Source organism: Vibrio lentus, assembly GCF_002875945.1.
Taxonomy (GTDB): Bacteria; Pseudomonadota; Gammaproteobacteria; order Enterobacterales; family Vibrionaceae; genus Vibrio; species Vibrio apostichopi.
In genome coordinates, this window is sequence record NZ_MCZK01000119.1 from 1 (window position 1) to 19,059 (window position 19,059).

Consider the following 19,059-nt stretch of genomic DNA (forward strand, 5'->3'; position numbering starts at 1 on the left):
AATTCACTATGCCACTTCAACCTTTTAATTTGTGGATCTCATCGGCATGTCCCATTCTTGCCACAAACCCTTCGTAATCGTTGGCAAATATATCAAGTAGCTTAAGGTAAAGGTTAACGTTGCCGGCACTTACTTTTAAGCCTGATATATGATCAATATGTGGAGCGGATTTCAGCCATTCAGGTAAATCAAACTCTGATGTTTCAGCTATAGGCTGTGATGATGGAGTTTGTATAGGATCCTGTGAAGTATTGCTGTCAGAAAACCATGTTATCATCTTGGAGTACATGTCTTCAGTGTTTAAAGGTTTCGCTATAAGATCATTCATGCCCGATTCGATAGCTTTGTGCTTGTCTTGAGGCATAACATTAGCTGTCATTGCGATAATAGGGAGTGAGAGTTTTAGATCATTGCGTATGGCTGATGTCGTTTGATACCCGTCCATTACAGGAAGCTGGCAATCCATTAACACACCGTCGAACTCTTTCGAACGTAAAAGCAATAAGGCTTGTTCTCCGCTCCCACAAATTTCGAGATCTACAACATGTAATAATAGTTCTTTTACTAACTCTTGATTAATATAGTTGTCTTCAACAAGTAGAATTTTTTTGCCGTGTAGTTGATGAATGTTTTTAGGTGATTCTGCTTTTATCTCTGAATTTTGGTTGACGGCATCCTGCACAGTTAGGCCGAATGGTATATCAAAAGAAAAAGTACTTCCTCTGTTAGGTGTACTTATAACGTGTAAACTCCCGCCCATTAATTCTACAAGTTGTTTGCTTATCATCAAGCCTAGTCCTGTTCCCCCGTATAACCGAGCAGTAGAGTTATCTACTTGAGCGAAAGGCTTAAAAAGATCGTCTAGATCTTGGTCGGATATCCCAATGCCAGTGTCGGTAATCTCAAATAAGACACGAGCACTAGTGCCGTCACTTTCTAGGCAACTAACATCGATAGAGACATAGCCACTATCACAAAATTTTATACCATTACCTACAATGTTCAGTAAGATTTGGTTTAGTCTTAATGAGTCACCTTTGACTAGTTTAGGAACATTTTCATCGCACTGGTAATTCAAACTCAATCCTTTGTGATGGGCGTTCACCGACATGAGTTTATGACAATCGTTTAACAGTTGTTTGAGGTTAAATTGGCTTAACTCGATAGTGAATTTTCCTGACTCTATCTTTGATGTATCAAGAATATCGTTAATGATGTGGATTAGTTGATTAGATGCAATATCAATGCTTTCAATGTATTTTTGTTGTTTTTCATCTAGGTTAGTCTTCAAAGCTAGCCCTGTCATGCCCATAATTGCGTTCATTGGCGTTCGGATTTCATGACTCATATTAGCTAGAAACTGAGATTTAATTTTATTTGATGATATCGCGCTATCACGAGTATACGTTGCTTCGTTTGTTAGCTTTATCAAATTGGTAATCGAATGAAAAATCAAATAACCGAGCAGCACTAAACTAATTACAAAGAGTATGGATAAGATGGTTAAGGTAAACGACGTGAACTTTAAGCTATCAACTTTTTCTACGCGTTCGTTTCTTATTGAGATTATCCTTGCTTCTGCTTCTAAAACCGCAGGAATAGCTTTCTGAGAGTTTTTGATTAGTTTTTCATTGTTATCGATTAGTTTTTCGACAAGTTTTATATAAAACTTAGTATCGCCCAATAGCTTCGATAAGCTGTCGATATTCTCTTTTTCATCAATGATTGGTATTAGTTGCTCTATAGAACGCTCAATTCCGAATAATAGCTCGATCGTTTCTTCTAAATCTATAGAGTTAATTCTTTTCCCCGATGTTAAATAATTGACGATTCTTTTGTTGATTGAAGTTCTATCAAATATCAATTTATTTACTAATTTTATGACTTTTGGGTCGCCGTGTTGATAGTTAACATTAACCACCATTTTGAACGTTTGATTTAATGTATTTGCTCGTTCAGCGTATTCTTTGATGATGGTTTTTCGTTCTTTATCTATTTCAACGAATTCAAGAAAGCTTGCTTGGTACTCTCCAAGAAGTTCTAAGATTTTGTCTTCATTGCTGTCATTTAGATCTTGGGTGAGTAAGTTGGATTGTTCGATGTAATAAAGTGTTTTATCTAATCTATCGCTATTAGGATCTCGTACGTACCCAAGAGCGTTCAAGCGTGCTCGATCCAAAGAAAAGATGAGCTCTCCAGTTGTATAGATTCGGTTTAGGGCATCAAACAATTTTGTTGTGCCAGTCCAAGTACCAATCGCAATAGCGACTAATAGTGTCATGACTAAGACGAACCCGGTTATTACAGCTCTAATGCGGCTTTCTTTTTTTTCGCTCTTGGAGAGCTGTTTGAAGTTCGTGATAAGTTTAGGCATGCAGTCAACACTCAACTCAATTGCGGTAAATAGTATTTTATTATAGAGACAACAGCATTCTATCTACGACTTATAGATAATAAAGGGATTTCTCAGATCTTTTTATATGTTTGAAAGCTATGACTGGTATGTTGTTTTAATCGTTACATTTTATAAATCACACTTGCTCTATAGATTTAGTTAGTATGGCCTTTCGTAGCACTTGTGCCTGTGATTCATTAATGTTTTTCCAACTAAAGGGATAATCGAGAAGGGGATGTTCAACTAGAATAGGGGTATAAGTTTTACAGTGTAAATGATCGAATTGAAATCGTTTACATCCCCTACATAATGCGGCGCGCGATGCTGCTGAATAATAATTAGGAAGGAATAGACAATGTCTTCTGCATTTTACCAACAGATTCAAACTCAAATCGAAGAAGTTAAAGAAGAAGGTCTTTACAAGTCTGAGCGCATTATCACTTCTGCTCAAAAAGCAGCGGTTTCTATCTCGACTGGTGAAGAAGTACTAAACTTCTGTGCAAACAACTACTTAGGCCTTGCTAACCACCCTGACCTTATCGAAGCTGCTAAAGACGGTATGGATCAACACGGTTTTGGTATGGCTTCTGTTCGTTTCATCTGTGGTACTCAAGATTCTCACAAAGAACTAGAGCAAAAGCTATCTACGTTCCTTGGTAAAGAAGACACTATCCTTTACACATCTTGCTTTGATGCAAACGCTGGCCTATTCGAAACTATCCTAGGCAAAGAAGACGCAATCATTTCTGATGCTCTAAACCACGCATCTATCATTGATGGTGTTCGTTTATGTAAAGCAATGCGTTTCCGTTACTCGAACAACAACATGGAAGAGCTAGAGCAGCAACTTATCGCAGCGAAAGAAGCAGGCGCTCGTCACACACTAATCGTAACTGATGGCGTGTTCTCAATGGACGGCGTAGTCGCTAACCTTCCTGCTATCTGTGACCTTGCTGACAAGTACGGCGCACTAGTGATGGTTGATGACTCTCACGCTGTTGGCTTCATGGGCGAAAACGGCGCAGGTACTCACGAGTTCCACAACGTTGTTGACCGTATCGACATCATCACAGGTACGCTTGGTAAAGCAATGGGTGGCGCTTCAGGCGGTTACACTTCTGGTAAGAAAGAAGTGATCGACTGGTTACGTCAGCGTTCTCGTCCATACCTATTCTCTAACTCTGTTGCACCAGCAATCGTATCTGCTTCTATTCGCGTTCTAGATCTTCTAGCGGAATCTGGCGACCTACGTACTCAACTATGGGAAAACTCTGCCCACTTCCGTACTCGCATGGAAGCAGCTGGTTTCACTATGGGTGGTGCTGACCACGCAATCATCCCAATCATGCTGGGTGATGCAAAAGTAGCGGCTGAATTCGCAGAGCGTGCACTAGAGAAAGGCATCTACGTGGTAGGTTTCTCTTTCCCAGTAGTACCAAAAGGCCAAGCTCGTATCCGTACGCAAATGTCTGCAGCACACTCACGTGAGCAACTGGATCGCGCAATCGATGCGTTCATCCAAGTTGGTAAAGACATGGCTATCATCTAATTTTAAAGGGGTGCCTTGTGCATCCTTTGATTAGATAGAGCAACACCCAATAGAACATATAGATTTTTGATTCTCGCCTTACAGTTAGGCGAGATGAACTGGATAACATTATGAAAATTAAAGCACTTTCTAAGCTTAAGCCTGAAGAAGGCATCTGGATGACCGAGGTTGAAAAACCTGAAATGGGTCATAATGATCTTCTTATTCGTATTAAGAAAACTGCAATTTGTGGTACTGACGTACATATCTACAACTGGGATGAGTGGTCACAAAACACAATCCCAGTACCAATGGTAGTAGGTCACGAATACGTGGGTGAAGTTGTTGGCATCGGCCAAGAAGTTCGTGGTTTTGAAATCGGCGACCGTGTATCTGGCGAAGGTCACATCACATGTGGTCACTGTCGTAACTGTCGTGGCGGCCGTACTCACCTTTGTCGTAACACAACAGGTGTTGGTGTTAACCGCACTGGTGCGTTCTCTGAATTCCTTGTGATCCCTGCGTTCAACGCATTTAAGATCCCTGCAGAAATTTCTGACGATCTAGCATCAATCTTTGACCCGTTTGGTAACGCAGTACACACAGCGCTTTCTTTCGACCTAGTAGGCGAAGACGTGCTAATCACTGGTGCTGGCCCAATCGGTATCATGGCTGCTGCTGTTGCTAAGCACGTTGGTGCTCGTCACGTTGTAATCACTGACGTAAACGAATACCGCCTAGACCTTGCTCGTCAAATGGGTGTGACTCGCGCAGTAAACGTGATGGAAGAGAAGCTTGAAGACGTAATGTCTGATCTTGGCATGACGGAAGGCTTCGATGTAGGTCTAGAAATGTCTGGTAACCCATCTGCGTTCAACAGCATGCTGACTAACATGAACCACGGCGGTAAGATCTCTCTACTAGGCATTCCACCATCAGACATGGCAGTAGACTGGAACCAAGTAATCTTCAAAGGCTTGGTTATCAAAGGTATCTACGGTCGTGAGATGTTCGAAACTTGGTACAAGATGGCGTCACTAATCCAGTCAGGCCTAGATCTAACACCAATCATTACTCACCACTACAAAGTGGATGACTTCCAGAAAGGCTTCGACATGATGCGTTCTGGTATGTCAGGTAAAGTAATTCTTGATTGGGAATAAGCTAAAGGAGTAAACACTCCCTCGCTTCCTGATTATTTGAAAATGCCCCAAAGATATTTGGGGCATTTTTTGTTTTTATGAATCGATTAATTCTCGATGTCGCTGAATGGCCATTTTGTTTCTCGTTAGCCTTTAAAATATGCGTAATAAACTGCGTTTAATTTTTAAAGAGGGCTCATGGCTTGTAAATCACTTGCACTGATAATAACTGGAATATTATTAACGCCGAATTTTGCGAAGGCTAATACCACTATCTCGAAAGGTAATAGCGAGCAAGCAGCAGAAAAGGCAGCAAAGGAACTTGCAAACCCCAACACGGCTTACGCGAGCCTTAACTTAAAGCTCCAATACTCTGGTGGTTATGAAGGAGGAGGGGACAGCTTCGCCACAGTGTTACAACCAACTCTCCCTTTCCCTATAGATAATGGCGACAAAGTCATCTTTCGTCCTGCTATCTCTTATGTTCAGAATGATTTCAATGTGGATACGCCGACAAGTTCCCAACATATGAATCAGTCGGGAGTGAGCGACATTTCCTTCGATCTAGCTTATGCGCCCAAAATGGAAGGTGGAACCATAGCCGCTTTTGGTTTGTTTGCTTCTTTACCTACAGGCAGCAGTGAGTTAACGGCTGATCAATTTGCTGTCGGTCCGGAGTTTATGTACGGGAAAGTGAGTGCCGATCGCGTTGTAGGTGTGTTTCCAAGCCACCTTTATGGCGTATTTGGCAACGGAGCGGATCACTCTGACACTCGTATAAACAAGACTTCTACGCAGTTATTTTGGGTAGAGTTGTTGGAAGGAGGGTGGACGGTAGGCTCTGCTCCGACATTGTCCTACGATTGGAATAACGATCAGGCGGAGATCCCATTGAATATTAGCGTGAGTAAAACAACCGTTTTGAATGGTCGTCCTTGGAAGTTTGGCATTGAAGCTAATTACTATATCGAGAAAGATGAAAAGACGCGTCCAGACTTTATGTTGAGCTTTAACATCAGCCCTGTAGTTGAAAATAAATTGGCGTCTTTATTCGATTAATCTTTGTTTAGTATTATGCAAAAAGAGAGGCTGAACGGACATCGTTTCACCTTTTATTCATTTAAAACCAATACGTTACCCATAAAATAAACAAAGACATCGCTGAAAAAATAGTAATACGCTTGCTAAACACAGGCTTGTTCCATCTAAGTCGATCTACTTGTTGTTTTGTCAGGTTTAGGTTTATTTGTTCACAATATCTATCGAGTTCTTTCATCGTCGATCACCTCTACAAACACTATAACTGGATAGGTATGTTTGGATAAATCAAGAATTTTTCAACATGTGTTTAGCCAATTTGAACGATGTGGGCGTTCCAGAGAAGAGGGCGGTGTTACTTGCCAAAGCATTCAAAGATTCTATTAACGACATCGCCCCAGTATCTCTGTCGTATTTGAACAAGAAGGTTGAGATGTCCTAAAACGAAACTCTTCAATACCTGAAGGCACAAAAAAGTCCGATATTGGCGTACCAATATCGGACTTTGATGTTTAATGGTTGGCTTGAGCGACGTTAACTCAATTAACCCGCAGCAGCCTGCATTATTAGGCCACAGATGTAAGCGCCGTATGTACCGAGTGCGTAACCCAATACCGCCATTAGGATACCTACTGGAGCTAATGCAGGGTGGAATGCCGCTGCTACGATAGGAGCCGATGCTGCGCCGCCTACGTTAGCTTGGCTACCGACAGCCATGAAGAACAGTGGTGCACGGATAAGCTTCGCCATCACAATCATTAGAATGGCATGGATAGTTAGCCATGTGATACCAATGAAGAAGTAGCCTGGGTTGTCTAAGATAGCCGTCACGTCCATTTGCATACCGATGGTTGCAACTAGGATGTATATGAACGCCGAACCTACTTTTGATGCGCCACTGTGCTCAAGGCTGCGTGTTGATTTGAAGCATGAAGCGATGAGCGCGAACGTTGTCACCATTACGATCAACCAGAAGAAACCTGATGTAAGGCTGTATTTCGCGAGTTCTGGTGCGTTGGTCGAGATCCAAGGTGCGATTAGGTCACTGAATAGGTGAGCTAGGCCGGTAAGACCGAATGCAATCCCCGTGATCTTCATTAGATCGGTTGTCGTTGTTGGGCGAGCGTTCTCTTCTTGGTATTTAGAAACGGTCTCTTTTAGCTCTTCAATAGATGAAGTATCCGCTTTTAACCATGCATCAATCTTCTTCTGACGGCCTGCCATGATAAGCAATACAGCCATCCAAATGTTTGCACAGATAACGTCGACTGTAATCATTGCAGAGAAGAGTTGGTCATCAACCTCGAACACTTCTTTCATTGCGGCTTGGTTTGCACCGCCGCCAATCCAAGAACCTGCAACGGTTGTTAGGCCACGCCATACGTCACCAGATACAAGGTCAGGGTTGATTTGGTCGATGATCAAGATAGCCAATGGACCACCAATGATAATACCGACAGTACCGGTAAGGAACATGATGACGGCTTTTGAACCTAGTCCAAAAATCTTGCGTAGGTCAGCTGAGATGATCAGAAGAACTAGTGCACTTGGCAGTAGGTAGCGACTTGCTACGAAGTATAGCTTGGAGTTTGACGCATCGATGATGCCGAAGCTGTTCAATAGCGAAGGAACAAAGTAACAGAGCAATAGACCCGGAACGAACGAGTAGAATTTTTTCAGTGCGCTATTTTGGCTACTTTCCGTGATAAAAACACCGCCAAGAATAACAGCTAACATGCCCATTATTACAGCATCATTAGTAATCATTATTATATCTCCTTTAAGGTGAGCGCAAAGGTCTCACTTTTTGAATTGCAGGACTATACCGACAACTTCCATTCGTTACAAATTGTAACGATAGACATACTTTGAAACGTTTGTGTTAACTCAAATGGGTTAGGTTTGTGAATGTAGTGCGTAATTTATTGGTTTTGTGAATGATTTTGTTGGGTCGAGACAGGCTGGTTTTGATATATGCAATGTTATTCAAACCCCTAAAACCGGACATTTCGATTTTAGTTGGCAAGTGAGTTGCTAAAATGAGTGCATATATAGCCATGTTTAAGGTGTGGTTTATGCAATGAGGTAATGTTTCATAATTGTAAAAACTGAATTCATTTTTGACGGGTAGCTTGAGATTGAAAATTATAGCTGGATCACATAAATCTCGTGGTTCATCTGATTTAGGTCCAGTGATTTGGCTTCATTGGTCGCGCTGTTGGTGTCTAGACAATGAAAAAGCGGCTCGAGAGCCACTTTTGAATGGTAACTTAGAGTGTTTAGTAGAATTTCCGTTTAGCTTTCTTCTTCCTCAAAGCCGTCGGCATAACCTTTCGGTGGCGGTGTCCAACCTCGTTCTGAGCGAGAGTGCTTATCTGAGCGGTCTTTTTTCATATCTTCTTTCATCGCTTCTTCTAGATGAATAAAGATTTGTCGGTAGTTGTTGTCGTAGCGTGGGTTTTCTTCCGCTTCAGACCAAGCTTGGTAGAGCTTTTCAGACTTACGACTTTCAACACGCTGATACGTTGATTTTTGCTGTTCAACGAAGAATGGGTGATGGCCTAGCGAACGCAAGGCTTCTGCACCCATTTCAAGCGCCGAGTGGTACGTTTCTGATTCCACAAAATCTGCACCGGCTTCTCTTAGGCGATAGCTGTGACCACGGTCGAATGCTCGCGCTAAGATTTTCACTTTAGGGTAGGTGTGCTTAACGTACTTCACCAATTCAACGCTTGAGTCTTGGTTATCTATCGCGACGACAAGCATTGCGGCTTCTTCGATTCCTGCGGTATGCAATAAGTCATGACGAGTCGCATCACCAAAGTAAGATTTAATATTGATGGAGCGTAATAAATCTACTTGGTTGGCTTGGTGATCCAAAACCACAGTATTGACATCATTTGATACCAATAAACGGTTAACGATCTGACCGAATCGGCCAATACCAGCAATGATGACCGTACCTTTCTCTTCGATAGTATCTTCTTCACGGTCGTTAGATTTTTGCTCGTAGCGAGGCAGAATTACTTTATCAAACAGTATGAACAAGCCAGGTGTTAAGAACATTGAAAGGGCGACAACCAACGATAGTGTTTGAACAATATCAGAGGGCAGCACATGGTTTTGGGCTGAGAAGCTCAGTAGTACAAAACCGAATTCACCGGCTTGCGCCAAGCTCAATGTGAATAACCATCGGTCGCTATTTTTGATTTTAAAGATCAGCGCCAGAGTGAACAGCACCAATGCTTTGAGTGCCATTACGCCTAGCGTTAAGCCGATGATGAGTCCAAAGTCGTTAAACAGAACTCCAAAATCGATACCCGCACCTACTGTAATGAAGAACAGACCAAGCAACAGCCCTTTGAATGGGTCAATGTTAGATTCAAGCTCGTGTCTGAATTCACTGTTGGCAAGTACAACGCCCGCTAAGAATGTACCAAGCGCTGGAGACAAACCAACAAGGCTCATCAGCGCGGCAATACCAATAACCAGCATCAGTGCCGTTGCGGTGAAGATCTCACGTAGGCCAGAGCTTGCAACAAAGCGGAACAGTGGACGACTTAGATAATGTCCTCCCACGACTACGATGGCGATGGAAGCGGTAATAACAAGGCCATATGCCCAACTTGGTAAGCCTGCAACCAAACTTAACTCATCGTGGTGTGCTGCGGTTTCTGCTGCGCTTTCTGCCAAAGCAACCAGTTCAGGAAGAGCCAGTAAGGGAATGAATGCCAACATCGGAATGACGGCGATATCTTGGAACAGTAAGACCGAGAAAGCATTCTTACCGCCTTCTGTCTTTGATAGCCCTTTCTCATTAAACGTTTGAAGAACAATAGCAGTAGATGAAAGCGCGAAGATTAAGCCGATGGTGAGAGCGATCGTCCAAGGTTGCCCGAAGAACAATGCAATACCCATTACAATGGCTGTTGTACCGCCGACTTGTAGGCCGCCGAGGCCCATAAGACGGTTTCTCATTGCCCAAAGCATCTTGGGCTCAAGTTCCAGCCCGACTAAGAACAGCATCATAACTACGCCGAATTCAGCAAAGTGTTGAATGGTTGTGGTCTCTTCGCCAACTAAGCCGATAATTGGACCAATCACTACACCTGCAATCAGGTAGCCAAGCACAGAACCGAGGCCAAGTCTTTTGGCAATAGGGACGGCGATGACCGCTGCGAGCAAATAGATAAATGCTTGTAGAAAATATCCTGTCATGATCTAACCTCTGCTCATCATTTCATCAACGTAATGGTTTAGCTTTTCAGCCTTGCTTGCCTTTTTAAGGTCGACTTCGCCTGCAACAAAAGCTTCTAAAAGCGTTTTATAGCTGTTTACGTGGTCTTGAATTCGGCCTTCTTCTAACGCAGTACGTGAACCAAACAAAGCCAACGGAGCCAAGTAGTTCATACCGCACAAAGAAGCCGTTTGTTCGATGGGATGAAGCAGTTCACGTATGGTGAAGTGGTTATAACCGTCAGTCTGATAAGCATCTTTCTTGCCGCCAGCCGTGATACTGCATAACAAGCTTTTACCTTGAAGTTCATTACCGTCGGTGCCATAAGCAAATCCGTATTCTAGGACGAGATCTTGCCACTCTTTAAGAATCGCGGGTGTTGAGTACCAATATAGAGGGAACTGAAAAATGATGATGTCATGGTCCAACAGGCGTTTCTGTTCGCGATCGATGTTGATTTTGAAGGTCGGATATTCAGCATAGAGATCGACACAGGTTACCCCACCAATGCGCTTAGCTTGCTCAAATAAGGGTTTGTTAGCTTCAGAGCGATGCTGAGAAGGGTGGGCGAATAGCACCAAGACTCGATTTTTCGACATATAGCCCTCTTTGTCCATTAACGAATAATGTTTATTGGAATTATAGATATACAATAATAGAAGAATGATTGAAGAACAACGAATTAGCCCATACTTATCTAGTTAGATACGCGTGTTTTTAGGGACTTAATTATATAAAACACCCGTCAATTTGAGTTTTTCCGGCACACGCAGCCTATGACTGAGTAAAACTAATTATTCGCGAATAATAAAAGCGAATAGGCGCATTTTATGTCACGGTTGACGGATAACGTAAATAATTCAATCACCCTACATAGAACAACAATGAATAAAGGAAAAGATATGAGCACGGACTTGCGTCAACAATGTAATTTGCTGCTTTCTGGCCACTTCGATCCAACACCAGCCCAAACCTTCGCGCAAATGGCCGAATGGTGCGAAGCACATGATGTGGCTCACGATACCTATGGTGATGGCGATTTTATTGAGAGTTTCGAAAAAAAAGTGGCTGATTTGCTCGGTTATGAGGCCGCCGTGTTTGTGATTACAGGCACCATGAACCAACCAACAGCACTAGAGATTGCTTGCCAAGAAAAAAGAAACCCTTTAGTGGCGATGCATGAATCCAGCCATATTATGCGCCATGAACGCCAAGGGTATCAGCTCCAGAACCGTTTCAACGTACTTCCGGTTGGTAATGTATTTCGTACTTGGAATGTGGACGATTTAAAGGCTTGGCCTGATGAGATTGCCGCGGCATTGTATGAGTTGCCGATGCGAGAGATTGGTGGTCAATTGCCAGAGTGGGAAGAGCTCGAAGCGATAAAGCAGTACTGCAAAGAACAATCGATTCATCTGCATATGGATGGGGCGCGCTTGTGGGAGTGCGGCGCTTATTATCAAAAGTCATATAGCGAGATTGCGCAGGGTTTCGATACGGCTTATGTTTCGCTGTATAAAGGGTTAAACGGCCTGGGTGGTTCTTTACTATTAGGTGGTAAAGCTTTCGTAGCTAAAGCATCGGCATGGATGAAGCGTCAGGGTGGTAACGTGTATCACCGAACGCCTTATGTGGTATCTGCTGCGATGCAGTTTGATGAGCGATTAGAACTGATGCCTGTTCTGTATGAACGCACCAAACAGGTTTACCAGATATTACAAGATTACCCGCAATTCACGGTTAATCCGCAGCAACCTCAAGTGAATATGCTGCATCTTTATTTACCTGTGCGTTATGAAGACGGCATTATTGCGCGAGATAATATTGCTAAGAAGCATAAGGTTTGGATAGGAAATCCAGCGATCAGCGAGCTACCAAATCAATGTAAAATTGAGTGGTATGTGGGTGATAACTTATTGAACTTACCTGATCATGAGCTGATCGACATATTGGATTTTATTAGCGAAGAGCTGATTTAATTAACGAGGAGTTGATTTGATCGCAGAAGAGTTGAATTGATTACAGCAGAAGTGATTTAACTGAGATGAATACAGGACATGTTTCCTGTATTCATTTTTACGCCGATAGGATGGCGGGGTCTTGTTACATGTATTGGTTGATGTACACGTCGACTAAAAACATGAATACAGGCACCGTGCTGAGAAGTCCGAAGAAGACGATTGGCACCCAGTTTTTCATTTTCTTTTTAGGTTGCTCAGTGTTGTTCATAAGTTCGGCCTTAAATTAGTTGTTGTAGCTGTCTAGCTTTGTGATACTAAAAATCTACGAGTATGGTATCAAATAAAATCGATGATCCCTATGCGGATTTGGCGTTTCGTGGTGTGTATCAATCACAGAAAATGTAGGCGATTCATTAGCGGTTCATAAAGACTCAATAATAATGAACCTATTAGAACAAGTATTGCCTTACTCGGCATATGAAATAAACAGCATTCAAAGATTTGGAGAAGACAACATGAGAACAATAGGAAACATCATTTGGTTTCTATTTGGTGGCGTATTTATGGGACTGGCTTGGTGGTTCTTCGGACTACTCGCATTCCTCACCATTGTTGGTATTCCATGGGGTAGAGCGTGTTTTGTAATGGGTAATTTCTCATTCTTCCCATTCGGCCAAGAAGCTATTTCACGTGATGAATTGACTAATGAAACTGACATCGGTACCAGCCCTCTCGGTATGATTGGTAACATCATTTGGTTCTTATTTGCAGGAATCTGGCTGGCGATTGGCCACATCATGTCAGCAGTAGCGTGTTTCATTACCATCATTGGTATTCCGTTTGCGATTCAGCACCTTAAGCTTGCGGTTATCTCATTGGCGCCAATCGGTAAAACCGTTGTCGACAAGCGTGAAGCAGAAGCGGCACGAGTAAGAAACTACAAAGGTTAAGACTACAGTTTAAGCCTTATATAGAACTGAAAAAGCACATCACATGATGTGCTTTTTTTGTGTCCATGTTTTTATCTTACGATGTACGGATTTCACAAACACTCACTAGATACTGTTCCACTAGACATTGTTGAACAAGACTTCAAGCCTAAGGGTGATGTTGGCTTCTTCGGTATGTTTCTCATAGGGCTCTCGTTCCCATTGATAGCGTGGAATCAATTCGTAGAACAGCCACTCTTTCCAAACGTTTTCTCGGTAGGTTATCGACACCTGTGAATATTCGTAGTGGTTATACGGTTCGCTGGTTGCTGTGATAGTGGCGCTGTATTGCAGAGCTTGGTCTTGAGAAAGATAGTGATACAAAGTCAGCCCCGTACCGTACTCCCAGCCTTTAAGGTCGTCGTTATAACCTGCAAAGTTCGACCATCGCGCTAAGAAGTCATCACTTAAAGAAAGATCAAAATCGATATCGGTGATCTCTCCGGTTTCTTGCTTCTCTTGATACACACGTTGGGTCAGCCTGAATACTGCATCGGTGGTGAGAGGGTAGGTAAAGCGATAACGAGCTTCGATGCGCGGGCGCAGTGTCGCCTTGATATTGAAGCTACTGTAACCCTTGGCATAAGCATCGTAACGTAGGCCGAGTGCGCTCTCTAATTCATCTGAATCTTGCGGAAAGAAATCCAAGAATTCTTCATCGCCAACCGATTCATAGATTAACTTCAGCCGTTTACTCACAAAGGGCAGGTGCAGGCGTGCGTTGAGCTTGGTTGAGTAATCAACATCGCCACCTTCTGAATAGATAAAATCGTTGTACCAACGAACGGAGGTGCCGGCTCTAGCATCTTCAGTTATTCGGTCATCGACAAAGAAGCTGTCAAACCACAACGCGGGTTGGCAAAATTTACTGTTTAGGTAGTGGTAAGCCTTTTCGACAGGGGCGTCTTCTAACGGCTGACTGTGACACTCATTTTGTTCCTCTGCTTGGGCGGAGTGGACAACGAGTGAAGCTAATAATGAGGTGCTAACTATCCAACGACTCAATGGAACCTGTTTGTCATTCTATATATCAATAGTTTGACTATAACCAAGCGATCGCAACAATGCGACTTTTTCGTGGTGAGTCGCTATTGATTAACGGTTCTAGGGCGTGGGGAAGGTAAAGATTTGAAAGATATCGAACAGATAAAAGAAAACGGGCTCAGAATGTGAGCCCGTTTGTGTTAACTATAAGAAGTGACTTGTATCTAAATTACATTGCCGCTTCGAAGATCGCTGAGATTTCTTCGTGAGTTGCTTGTTTAGGGTTAGTGAAACCACAAGCATCTTTTAGTGCGTTGTCAGACAGCGTTGGGATGTCTTCTAGTTTCGCACCAAGTTGTGCGATACCCGTTGGAATGTTCACGTCGTTTGCAAGTTGAACAATCGCGTTGATCGCAGCTTCTGTGCCTTGCTCTGCTGTCATACCTTCAACATTCACACCCATTGCTTTTGCAACGTCACGTAGACGCTCTGGGCAAACTTGCGCGTTGTAGCGTTGAACGTGTGGAAGCAGGATAGCGTTACATACACCGTGTGGAAGGTCGTAGAAACCACCCAGTTGGTGAGCCATTGCGTGAACATAGCCAAGAGACGCGTTGTTGAACGCCATGCCAGCCATGAACTGCGCGTAAGCCATTTGCTCACGAGCTTCAATGTCTTCGCCGTGCGCTACGGCTGTTCTTAGGTGTGCTTGTACAAGTTCAATTGCTTTAATCGCTACTGCGTCTGTGATTGGCGTTGCTGCGATAGAAACGTAAGCCTCGATTGCGTGTGTTAACGCATCCATGCCTGTTGCTGCCGTTAGTGATGCAGGCTTCGCAAGCATCAGTTCAGGATCGTTTACTGAGATAAGCGGTGTTGTGTGCTTATCAACGATAGCCATCTTAATATGACGAGCTTCGTCAGTAATGATGCAGAAACGCGTCATTTCAGAAGCTGTGCCTGCTGTTGTGTTGATGGCAATTAGAGGCATCATTGGTTTTTCTGACTGATCTACGCCTTCGTAATCTGCAATCTTGCCACCGTTAGAAGCAACCAGAGCGATACCTTTTGCACAATCGTGTGGAGAGCCGCCACCTAGAGAAACAACGAAATCACAATCGTTGTCAGTCAGTAATTCAAGACCATCGTTCACGTTCGTGATGGTTGGGTTTGGTTGAGTGCCGTCGAATACAACTGCGTCCACGCCGCGTTGGCTAAGTAGGTCTTGTACCTGTTTAACCACACCGATTTGGTTAAGGATCTTATCCGTAACGATCAGACCTTTTTTGAAGCCTTGAGACTGAATGCTATCAGCAGCATCTTTCAAACAGCCAGTACCCATGAAGTTGATTGTAGGGATATAAAATGCAGTAGACATTGGAAAACTCCGTTAATTATGATTTTTAATTTCCTATATGTTGTCGGCAATCAACTGGTCGACCATTGATCTGGAACAACTTTGATTCCGAACTACCACTTTGTGGCTATGCGTTGTGATAGGGCTCATATAGCAATCGTTTTCATGGTTTTCTTATGTGTTTATTGTCACTAATGGAAAGCGAACTATTGATTGATTTAAGAACAGAATGGCGATCTATAACCATGAAAAGTAAAGATTATTTACTCAAAGTCGGTTCAAGTTCAGTTTGTGTCGAGGGTTTACTGGAGTCATCGTCAGCTTCAATTTGAGGCTCATCGGTATCTAAGGCATCAGAGGTGTCTTCGGGTTCTTCATCATAATACTTAACAAGGAATGGAGTGAGCATGACGGATGACGGTAAGAAGTGCTTCATGGTACCTCCCGGTACTTAAGTGTATTTCTTGTATGGTATTGGTTTAATATGTGGCAAAATTTGCGATACATCATGACTTGTTGCTTGTTTTCTATAAATTCTTAGAACTATATTCAGGCTCACAAATTTGCAGTAAAGTGATGACCGCCCATAGAGGCACAATAAAAACAAAGACAGAAATAAATGCAGACAATGCTCAACAGCGCGAATAATAGGAAATAGAATGAAGTACGATTGGATATTCTTTGATGCGGATGAAACCTTGTTCCACTTTGACGCTTTTCAAGGAATGAAGCTGATGTTCTCCCGTTTTGGTGTGGACTTTAGTGAGCAGGATTATTCAGTTTATCAAGAGGTTAATTTACCATTATGGGTTGATTACCAAGATGGTCGCATTACCGCAGATCAACTGAAGCACGCGCGTTTTGAAAGCTGGGCAGCAAAATTAGAGACAACAACAGCAGCACTAAACAGTGCATTTTTGACTGCAATGGCAGACATCTGTTCTCTGCTTCCTGGTGCAAAAGAGTTAATGGAGTCTTTAAAAGGCAAAGTGAACATGGGCATCATCACCAATGGTTTCACTGAGCTGCAGTCAATCCGTTTAGAACGAACAGGAATGACGGACTACTTTGAGCATGTGATTATTTCTGAGGAAGTCGGTGTTGCTAAGCCAGATGCCGAAATTTTTGAACATGCACATAAGCTTGTTGGCTTACCAGCAAAGCAACGAGTATTGATGGTAGGAGATAACCCGCACTCTGATATTTTAGGTGGCTTGGATTTTGGTATTGAGACCTGTTGGTTGAACAGCCAAGAGAAAGTAACGCCAGCCGGAATTAACCCTCACTATCAGGTTAAGTCTCTTGCTGATCTGCAAGCTCTTCTATTAGCATAATTGCTAATTGCTAATTGCTTTTAGATTTTTGAGTAAATGATTGATAGCCGAGTACAGTTATGTGCTCGGCTACTTATTTTTACTTACTGCAACTTATCGATAGTGGTGTTTAAGCCTACCTTTGCTTTAAGCTCGCTTTGACTACCCAATTACAATAAAAATAAGGAAGAGGCGTGCTGAAATCTCATCGCCATAGCTGCTACGGCATTGCTGCCATTTTACTTTGGAGCTGCTTAATCGCACTGTCTCGTAGCGTATCAGAACAACTGGGCCCAATTGGGGGTGCAGCCAGTCTTTATACAGTGAGCTCGCTGTTGTTGGTCTGTGTTATGGGTCTACCTAAGCTGTCGCGCTTCTCTAAATCGTATTTGATGATTGGTGGTGCCTTATTCGTTTGCTACGAGATCTTCCTGGCTCTGGCTTTAGGAATGGCAAATAGCCGACATCAAGCCTTAGAAATGGCCGTTATTAACTATCTATGGCCTGCACTAACGGTGTTGTTTGCGGTGCTGCTGAGCGATAAAAAGATCAACTGGTTGGTTTATCCAAGCATCTTCTTGGCGTTCTTTGGCGTGGCTTGGAGTATCAGCGGCGATCAGGGGCTTTCTGTCGTTCAAATCGCGGCTAATATTGCGACGAATCCTAAAACCTATTCGATGGCATTCTTCGGCGCGATTATTTGGGCGGTATATTGCAACTACACCCAACGCGTTGCTAAAGGGCAGAATGCGATTGTGCTTTTCTTTATCGCTACTGCGGTCACTCTGTGGATCAAATACGCATTGAGTGATGAAACCGGCATGGTGATGACTTCAAGCGCTGCGATTGACTTAGTGCTTGCTGGGGCTTGTATGGGGGCTGGTTACGCGCTTTGGAACACGGCGATTCTGGGGGGGAATATGGTGTTTCTTGCAACCATGTCTTACTTTACGCCAATCTTCGCGACTTTACTGTCTTCTATGATTCTAGGTTTGTCATTGAGCATGAGTTTTTGGCAGGGCGTTTGTATGGTGACAATCGGTTCATTGGCTTGCTGGTGGGTAACCAGAGACAAAAAGCCGACGGTTAAGGCGTCGGCTTCTGAAGAGGTTCAGTCTTGAGTGTTGAACTTAAGAGAGAATGCTCTTAGCTCGCGATATTGAGGTTCAATTGAAGCTCATAAGGCATCTTAGATAGGCGTCGCTTAAGTTGGCGGCGCGTGCGTTCAATATCATCGACCGCAATCGCTTGTTGGTCGTTGGTATGAATATCAACATTGATTCTTAATTCAGGACCAACTTTAGTCACACCCATTAGCTCCAAATCTTGGTCCGCATCTTTGTCCACAGCGACAACATTCTTATCTACCGCGTCACAAATATCTTTGGTTGCCGACATCATTAGCAGCTCACGCATTGCTTCACGTAGCATGTCGAACGGCACTTTTATGAAGTAAAAAGACATCAGTAACATCATCATTGGGTCGGCATATACCGCGTATTCAGAAAACGGAGAGTAAGCCACCAACCAAGCAACAACGAAACCTGCCGTAACTGCCACACTCAAAAGCGTATCCATTTGCCACTGTTTAGACTCAGCTTGAATCAAACCTGAAGAAATACGTTTGCTCTTATTGGCGATGTACCACCAAGCGTAACCACAACCCAATACGTTGAAAATACCAAACAGAGTTGCGATAGAAGCATCGACTTCACGACCACCTGTCATCAGAGCACCAATCGCAGAGTAAAGCGAATAACCGACCACAAGCAGAATCACAATCGCTTTAATCGCGATTACGATTGGCTCAATGATTGCTCGACCGAACGGGAACTCCCTATCTGATGGGCGGTTAATGTATTTCGAAGCAGCTAGTGACAATAAAGTTAACAGTAAACTGATAAGAGAATAGACACCGTCAAATACTATGACTAGAGAGCCAACGAGAAGACCCAGCACCAATCCGCCAATTGCGAAGCCTGATGCTAAAAGGGCTGAGAACAATAGTACTCGGTTTTCGTTTTGGCTTTTCCTGTCACACATAATATTTTCCAGATGTTTTTGATAACTTCATTGTTCTAATATTGAGCTAGCTTTACAAACTTTATCTGATGA

Annotated in this window: 17 protein-coding genes; 8 read left to right on the forward strand and 9 right to left on the reverse strand. The window is 43.1% G+C overall.

Features of this window, described 5'->3' with window-relative positions; genetic code table 11:
- Nucleotides 1-16: 16 nt before the first annotated feature.
- Nucleotides 17-2,374: a hybrid sensor histidine kinase/response regulator gene (locus tag BCT49_RS13205; RefSeq protein WP_241908083.1), complete on the reverse strand. Its 2,358-nt coding sequence runs from the start codon at nucleotides 2,372-2,374 to the stop codon at nucleotides 17-19.
- A 376-nt stretch (nucleotides 2,375-2,750) separates the two neighbouring features.
- Here BCT49_RS13205 and BCT49_RS13210 point away from each other — a divergent pair, with 376 nt between their 5' ends.
- The 4 genes from BCT49_RS13210 to BCT49_RS25700 all read left to right on the forward strand — a co-directional run bounded on the left by BCT49_RS13210 (nucleotide 2,751) and on the right by BCT49_RS25700 (nucleotide 6,545).
- On the forward strand, nucleotides 2,751-3,944 hold the full coding sequence (locus tag BCT49_RS13210) for a glycine C-acetyltransferase (RefSeq protein ID WP_017094962.1): 1,194 nt from the start codon (nucleotides 2,751-2,753) through the stop codon (nucleotides 3,942-3,944).
- 110 nt (nucleotides 3,945-4,054) lie between these two features.
- The gene (gene tdh / locus BCT49_RS13215; RefSeq protein ID WP_009845596.1) at nucleotides 4,055-5,086 is read left to right on the forward strand and encodes an L-threonine 3-dehydrogenase; all 1,032 of its coding nucleotides are present in this window, start codon (nucleotides 4,055-4,057) and stop codon (nucleotides 5,084-5,086) included.
- A gap of 177 nt (nucleotides 5,087-5,263) precedes the next feature.
- The gene (locus BCT49_RS13220; protein ID WP_102435763.1) at nucleotides 5,264-6,124 is read left to right on the forward strand and encodes a hypothetical protein; all 861 of its coding nucleotides are present in this window, start codon (nucleotides 5,264-5,266) and stop codon (nucleotides 6,122-6,124) included.
- A gap of 283 nt (nucleotides 6,125-6,407) precedes the next feature.
- Nucleotides 6,408-6,545 (forward strand): hypothetical protein, encoded by a 138-nt coding sequence (locus tag BCT49_RS25700; RefSeq protein ID WP_157938613.1) that lies wholly within the window; start codon nucleotides 6,408-6,410, stop codon nucleotides 6,543-6,545.
- Between the two features lie 101 nt (nucleotides 6,546-6,646).
- Here BCT49_RS25700 and BCT49_RS13225 read toward each other — a convergent pair whose 3' ends face one another.
- The 3 genes from BCT49_RS13225 to BCT49_RS13235 form a co-directional block, all read right to left on the reverse strand.
- A complete protein-coding gene (locus BCT49_RS13225) occupies nucleotides 6,647-7,870 on the reverse strand; it encodes a DUF819 domain-containing protein (RefSeq protein WP_065112819.1) in 1,224 nt (407 codons plus the stop codon).
- A gap of 528 nt (nucleotides 7,871-8,398) precedes the next feature.
- A complete protein-coding gene (locus BCT49_RS13230; protein WP_102435765.1) occupies nucleotides 8,399-10,321 on the reverse strand; it encodes a monovalent cation:proton antiporter-2 (CPA2) family protein in 1,923 nt (640 codons plus the stop codon).
- Nucleotides 10,322-10,324: 3 nt separating this feature from the next.
- A complete protein-coding gene (locus BCT49_RS13235; protein WP_102435767.1) occupies nucleotides 10,325-10,939 on the reverse strand; it encodes an NAD(P)H-dependent oxidoreductase in 615 nt (204 codons plus the stop codon).
- Between the two features lie 303 nt (nucleotides 10,940-11,242).
- Between BCT49_RS13235 and BCT49_RS13240 the strand changes: the two genes are divergently transcribed.
- On the forward strand, nucleotides 11,243-12,319 hold the full coding sequence (locus tag BCT49_RS13240; RefSeq protein WP_102435769.1) for a threonine aldolase family protein: 1,077 nt from the start codon (nucleotides 11,243-11,245) through the stop codon (nucleotides 12,317-12,319).
- Nucleotides 12,320-12,443: 124 nt separating this feature from the next.
- Here the strand turns inward: BCT49_RS13240 and BCT49_RS26290 are convergent, their stop codons facing one another.
- Nucleotides 12,444-12,569, reverse strand: coding sequence for a hypothetical protein (locus tag BCT49_RS26290; protein WP_017060906.1), 126 nt, complete (start codon nucleotides 12,567-12,569; stop codon nucleotides 12,444-12,446).
- Nucleotides 12,570-12,816: 247 nt separating this feature from the next.
- Between BCT49_RS26290 and BCT49_RS13245 the strand changes: the two genes are divergently transcribed.
- Nucleotides 12,817-13,251, forward strand: coding sequence for a YccF domain-containing protein (locus BCT49_RS13245; protein WP_017075771.1), 435 nt, complete (start codon nucleotides 12,817-12,819; stop codon nucleotides 13,249-13,251).
- A gap of 120 nt (nucleotides 13,252-13,371) precedes the next feature.
- Here BCT49_RS13245 and BCT49_RS13250 read toward each other — a convergent pair whose 3' ends face one another.
- The 3 genes from BCT49_RS13250 to BCT49_RS25885 all read right to left on the reverse strand — a co-directional run bounded on the left by BCT49_RS13250 (nucleotide 13,372) and on the right by BCT49_RS25885 (nucleotide 16,067).
- Nucleotides 13,372-14,295 carry a hypothetical protein gene (locus BCT49_RS13250; protein ID WP_102435771.1) on the reverse strand — a complete coding sequence of 308 codons (924 nt, stop codon included), beginning with the start codon at nucleotides 14,293-14,295 and terminating at the stop codon, nucleotides 13,372-13,374.
- 208 nt (nucleotides 14,296-14,503) lie between these two features.
- Nucleotides 14,504-15,652, reverse strand: a complete 1,149-nt coding sequence (gene yiaY, locus BCT49_RS13255; protein ID WP_102435773.1) for an L-threonine dehydrogenase — start codon at nucleotides 15,650-15,652, stop codon at nucleotides 14,504-14,506.
- Nucleotides 15,653-15,890: 238 nt separating this feature from the next.
- The gene (locus BCT49_RS25885; protein ID WP_198595859.1) at nucleotides 15,891-16,067 is read right to left on the reverse strand and encodes a hypothetical protein; all 177 of its coding nucleotides are present in this window, start codon (nucleotides 16,065-16,067) and stop codon (nucleotides 15,891-15,893) included.
- Between the two features lie 223 nt (nucleotides 16,068-16,290).
- On the opposite strand from BCT49_RS25885, the gene yjjG reads away from it, so the two are divergent.
- The gene (gene yjjG, locus BCT49_RS13260; protein ID WP_102435775.1) at nucleotides 16,291-16,965 is read left to right on the forward strand and encodes a pyrimidine 5'-nucleotidase; all 675 of its coding nucleotides are present in this window, start codon (nucleotides 16,291-16,293) and stop codon (nucleotides 16,963-16,965) included.
- A gap of 173 nt (nucleotides 16,966-17,138) precedes the next feature.
- Nucleotides 17,139-18,065, forward strand: coding sequence for an aromatic amino acid DMT transporter YddG (gene yddG, locus BCT49_RS13265; protein ID WP_102435777.1), 927 nt, complete (start codon nucleotides 17,139-17,141; stop codon nucleotides 18,063-18,065).
- Between the two features lie 25 nt (nucleotides 18,066-18,090).
- On the opposite strand, the gene BCT49_RS13270 is transcribed toward yddG, so the two are convergent.
- Nucleotides 18,091-18,987, reverse strand: coding sequence for a cation diffusion facilitator family transporter (locus tag BCT49_RS13270; RefSeq protein WP_017105073.1), 897 nt, complete (start codon nucleotides 18,985-18,987; stop codon nucleotides 18,091-18,093).
- Between the last annotated feature and the right edge of the window lie 72 nt (nucleotides 18,988-19,059).

Coding starts and splice junctions, on each gene's coding strand:
- tdh (WP_009845596.1), top strand. CDS start 4,055: ATGAAAATTAAAGCACTTTCTAAGCTTAAGCCTGAAGAAGGCATCTGG.
- BCT49_RS13210 (WP_017094962.1), top strand. CDS start 2,751: ATGTCTTCTGCATTTTACCAACAGATTCAAACTCAAATCGAAGAAGTT.
- BCT49_RS13235 (WP_102435767.1), bottom strand. CDS start 10,939: ATGTCGAAAAATCGAGTCTTGGTGCTATTCGCCCACCCTTCTCAGCAT.
- BCT49_RS13245 (WP_017075771.1), top strand. CDS start 12,817: ATGAGAACAATAGGAAACATCATTTGGTTTCTATTTGGTGGCGTATTT.
- BCT49_RS26290 (WP_017060906.1), bottom strand. CDS start 12,569: ATGAACAACACTGAGCAACCTAAAAAGAAAATGAAAAACTGGGTGCCA.
- BCT49_RS25885 (WP_198595859.1), bottom strand. CDS start 16,067: ATGAAGCACTTCTTACCGTCATCCGTCATGCTCACTCCATTCCTTGTT.
- BCT49_RS13225 (WP_065112819.1), bottom strand. CDS start 7,870: ATGATTACTAATGATGCTGTAATAATGGGCATGTTAGCTGTTATTCTT.
- BCT49_RS13230 (WP_102435765.1), bottom strand. CDS start 10,321: ATGACAGGATATTTTCTACAAGCATTTATCTATTTGCTCGCAGCGGTC.
- BCT49_RS13220 (WP_102435763.1), top strand. CDS start 5,264: ATGGCTTGTAAATCACTTGCACTGATAATAACTGGAATATTATTAACG.
- BCT49_RS13270 (WP_017105073.1), bottom strand. CDS start 18,987: ATGTGTGACAGGAAAAGCCAAAACGAAAACCGAGTACTATTGTTCTCA.
- BCT49_RS13240 (WP_102435769.1), top strand. CDS start 11,243: ATGAGCACGGACTTGCGTCAACAATGTAATTTGCTGCTTTCTGGCCAC.
- yjjG (WP_102435775.1), top strand. CDS start 16,291: ATGAAGTACGATTGGATATTCTTTGATGCGGATGAAACCTTGTTCCAC.
- yiaY (WP_102435773.1), bottom strand. CDS start 15,652: ATGTCTACTGCATTTTATATCCCTACAATCAACTTCATGGGTACTGGC.
- BCT49_RS13205 (WP_241908083.1), bottom strand. CDS start 2,374: ATGCCTAAACTTATCACGAACTTCAAACAGCTCTCCAAGAGCGAAAAA.
- BCT49_RS25700 (WP_157938613.1), top strand. CDS start 6,408: ATGTGTTTAGCCAATTTGAACGATGTGGGCGTTCCAGAGAAGAGGGCG.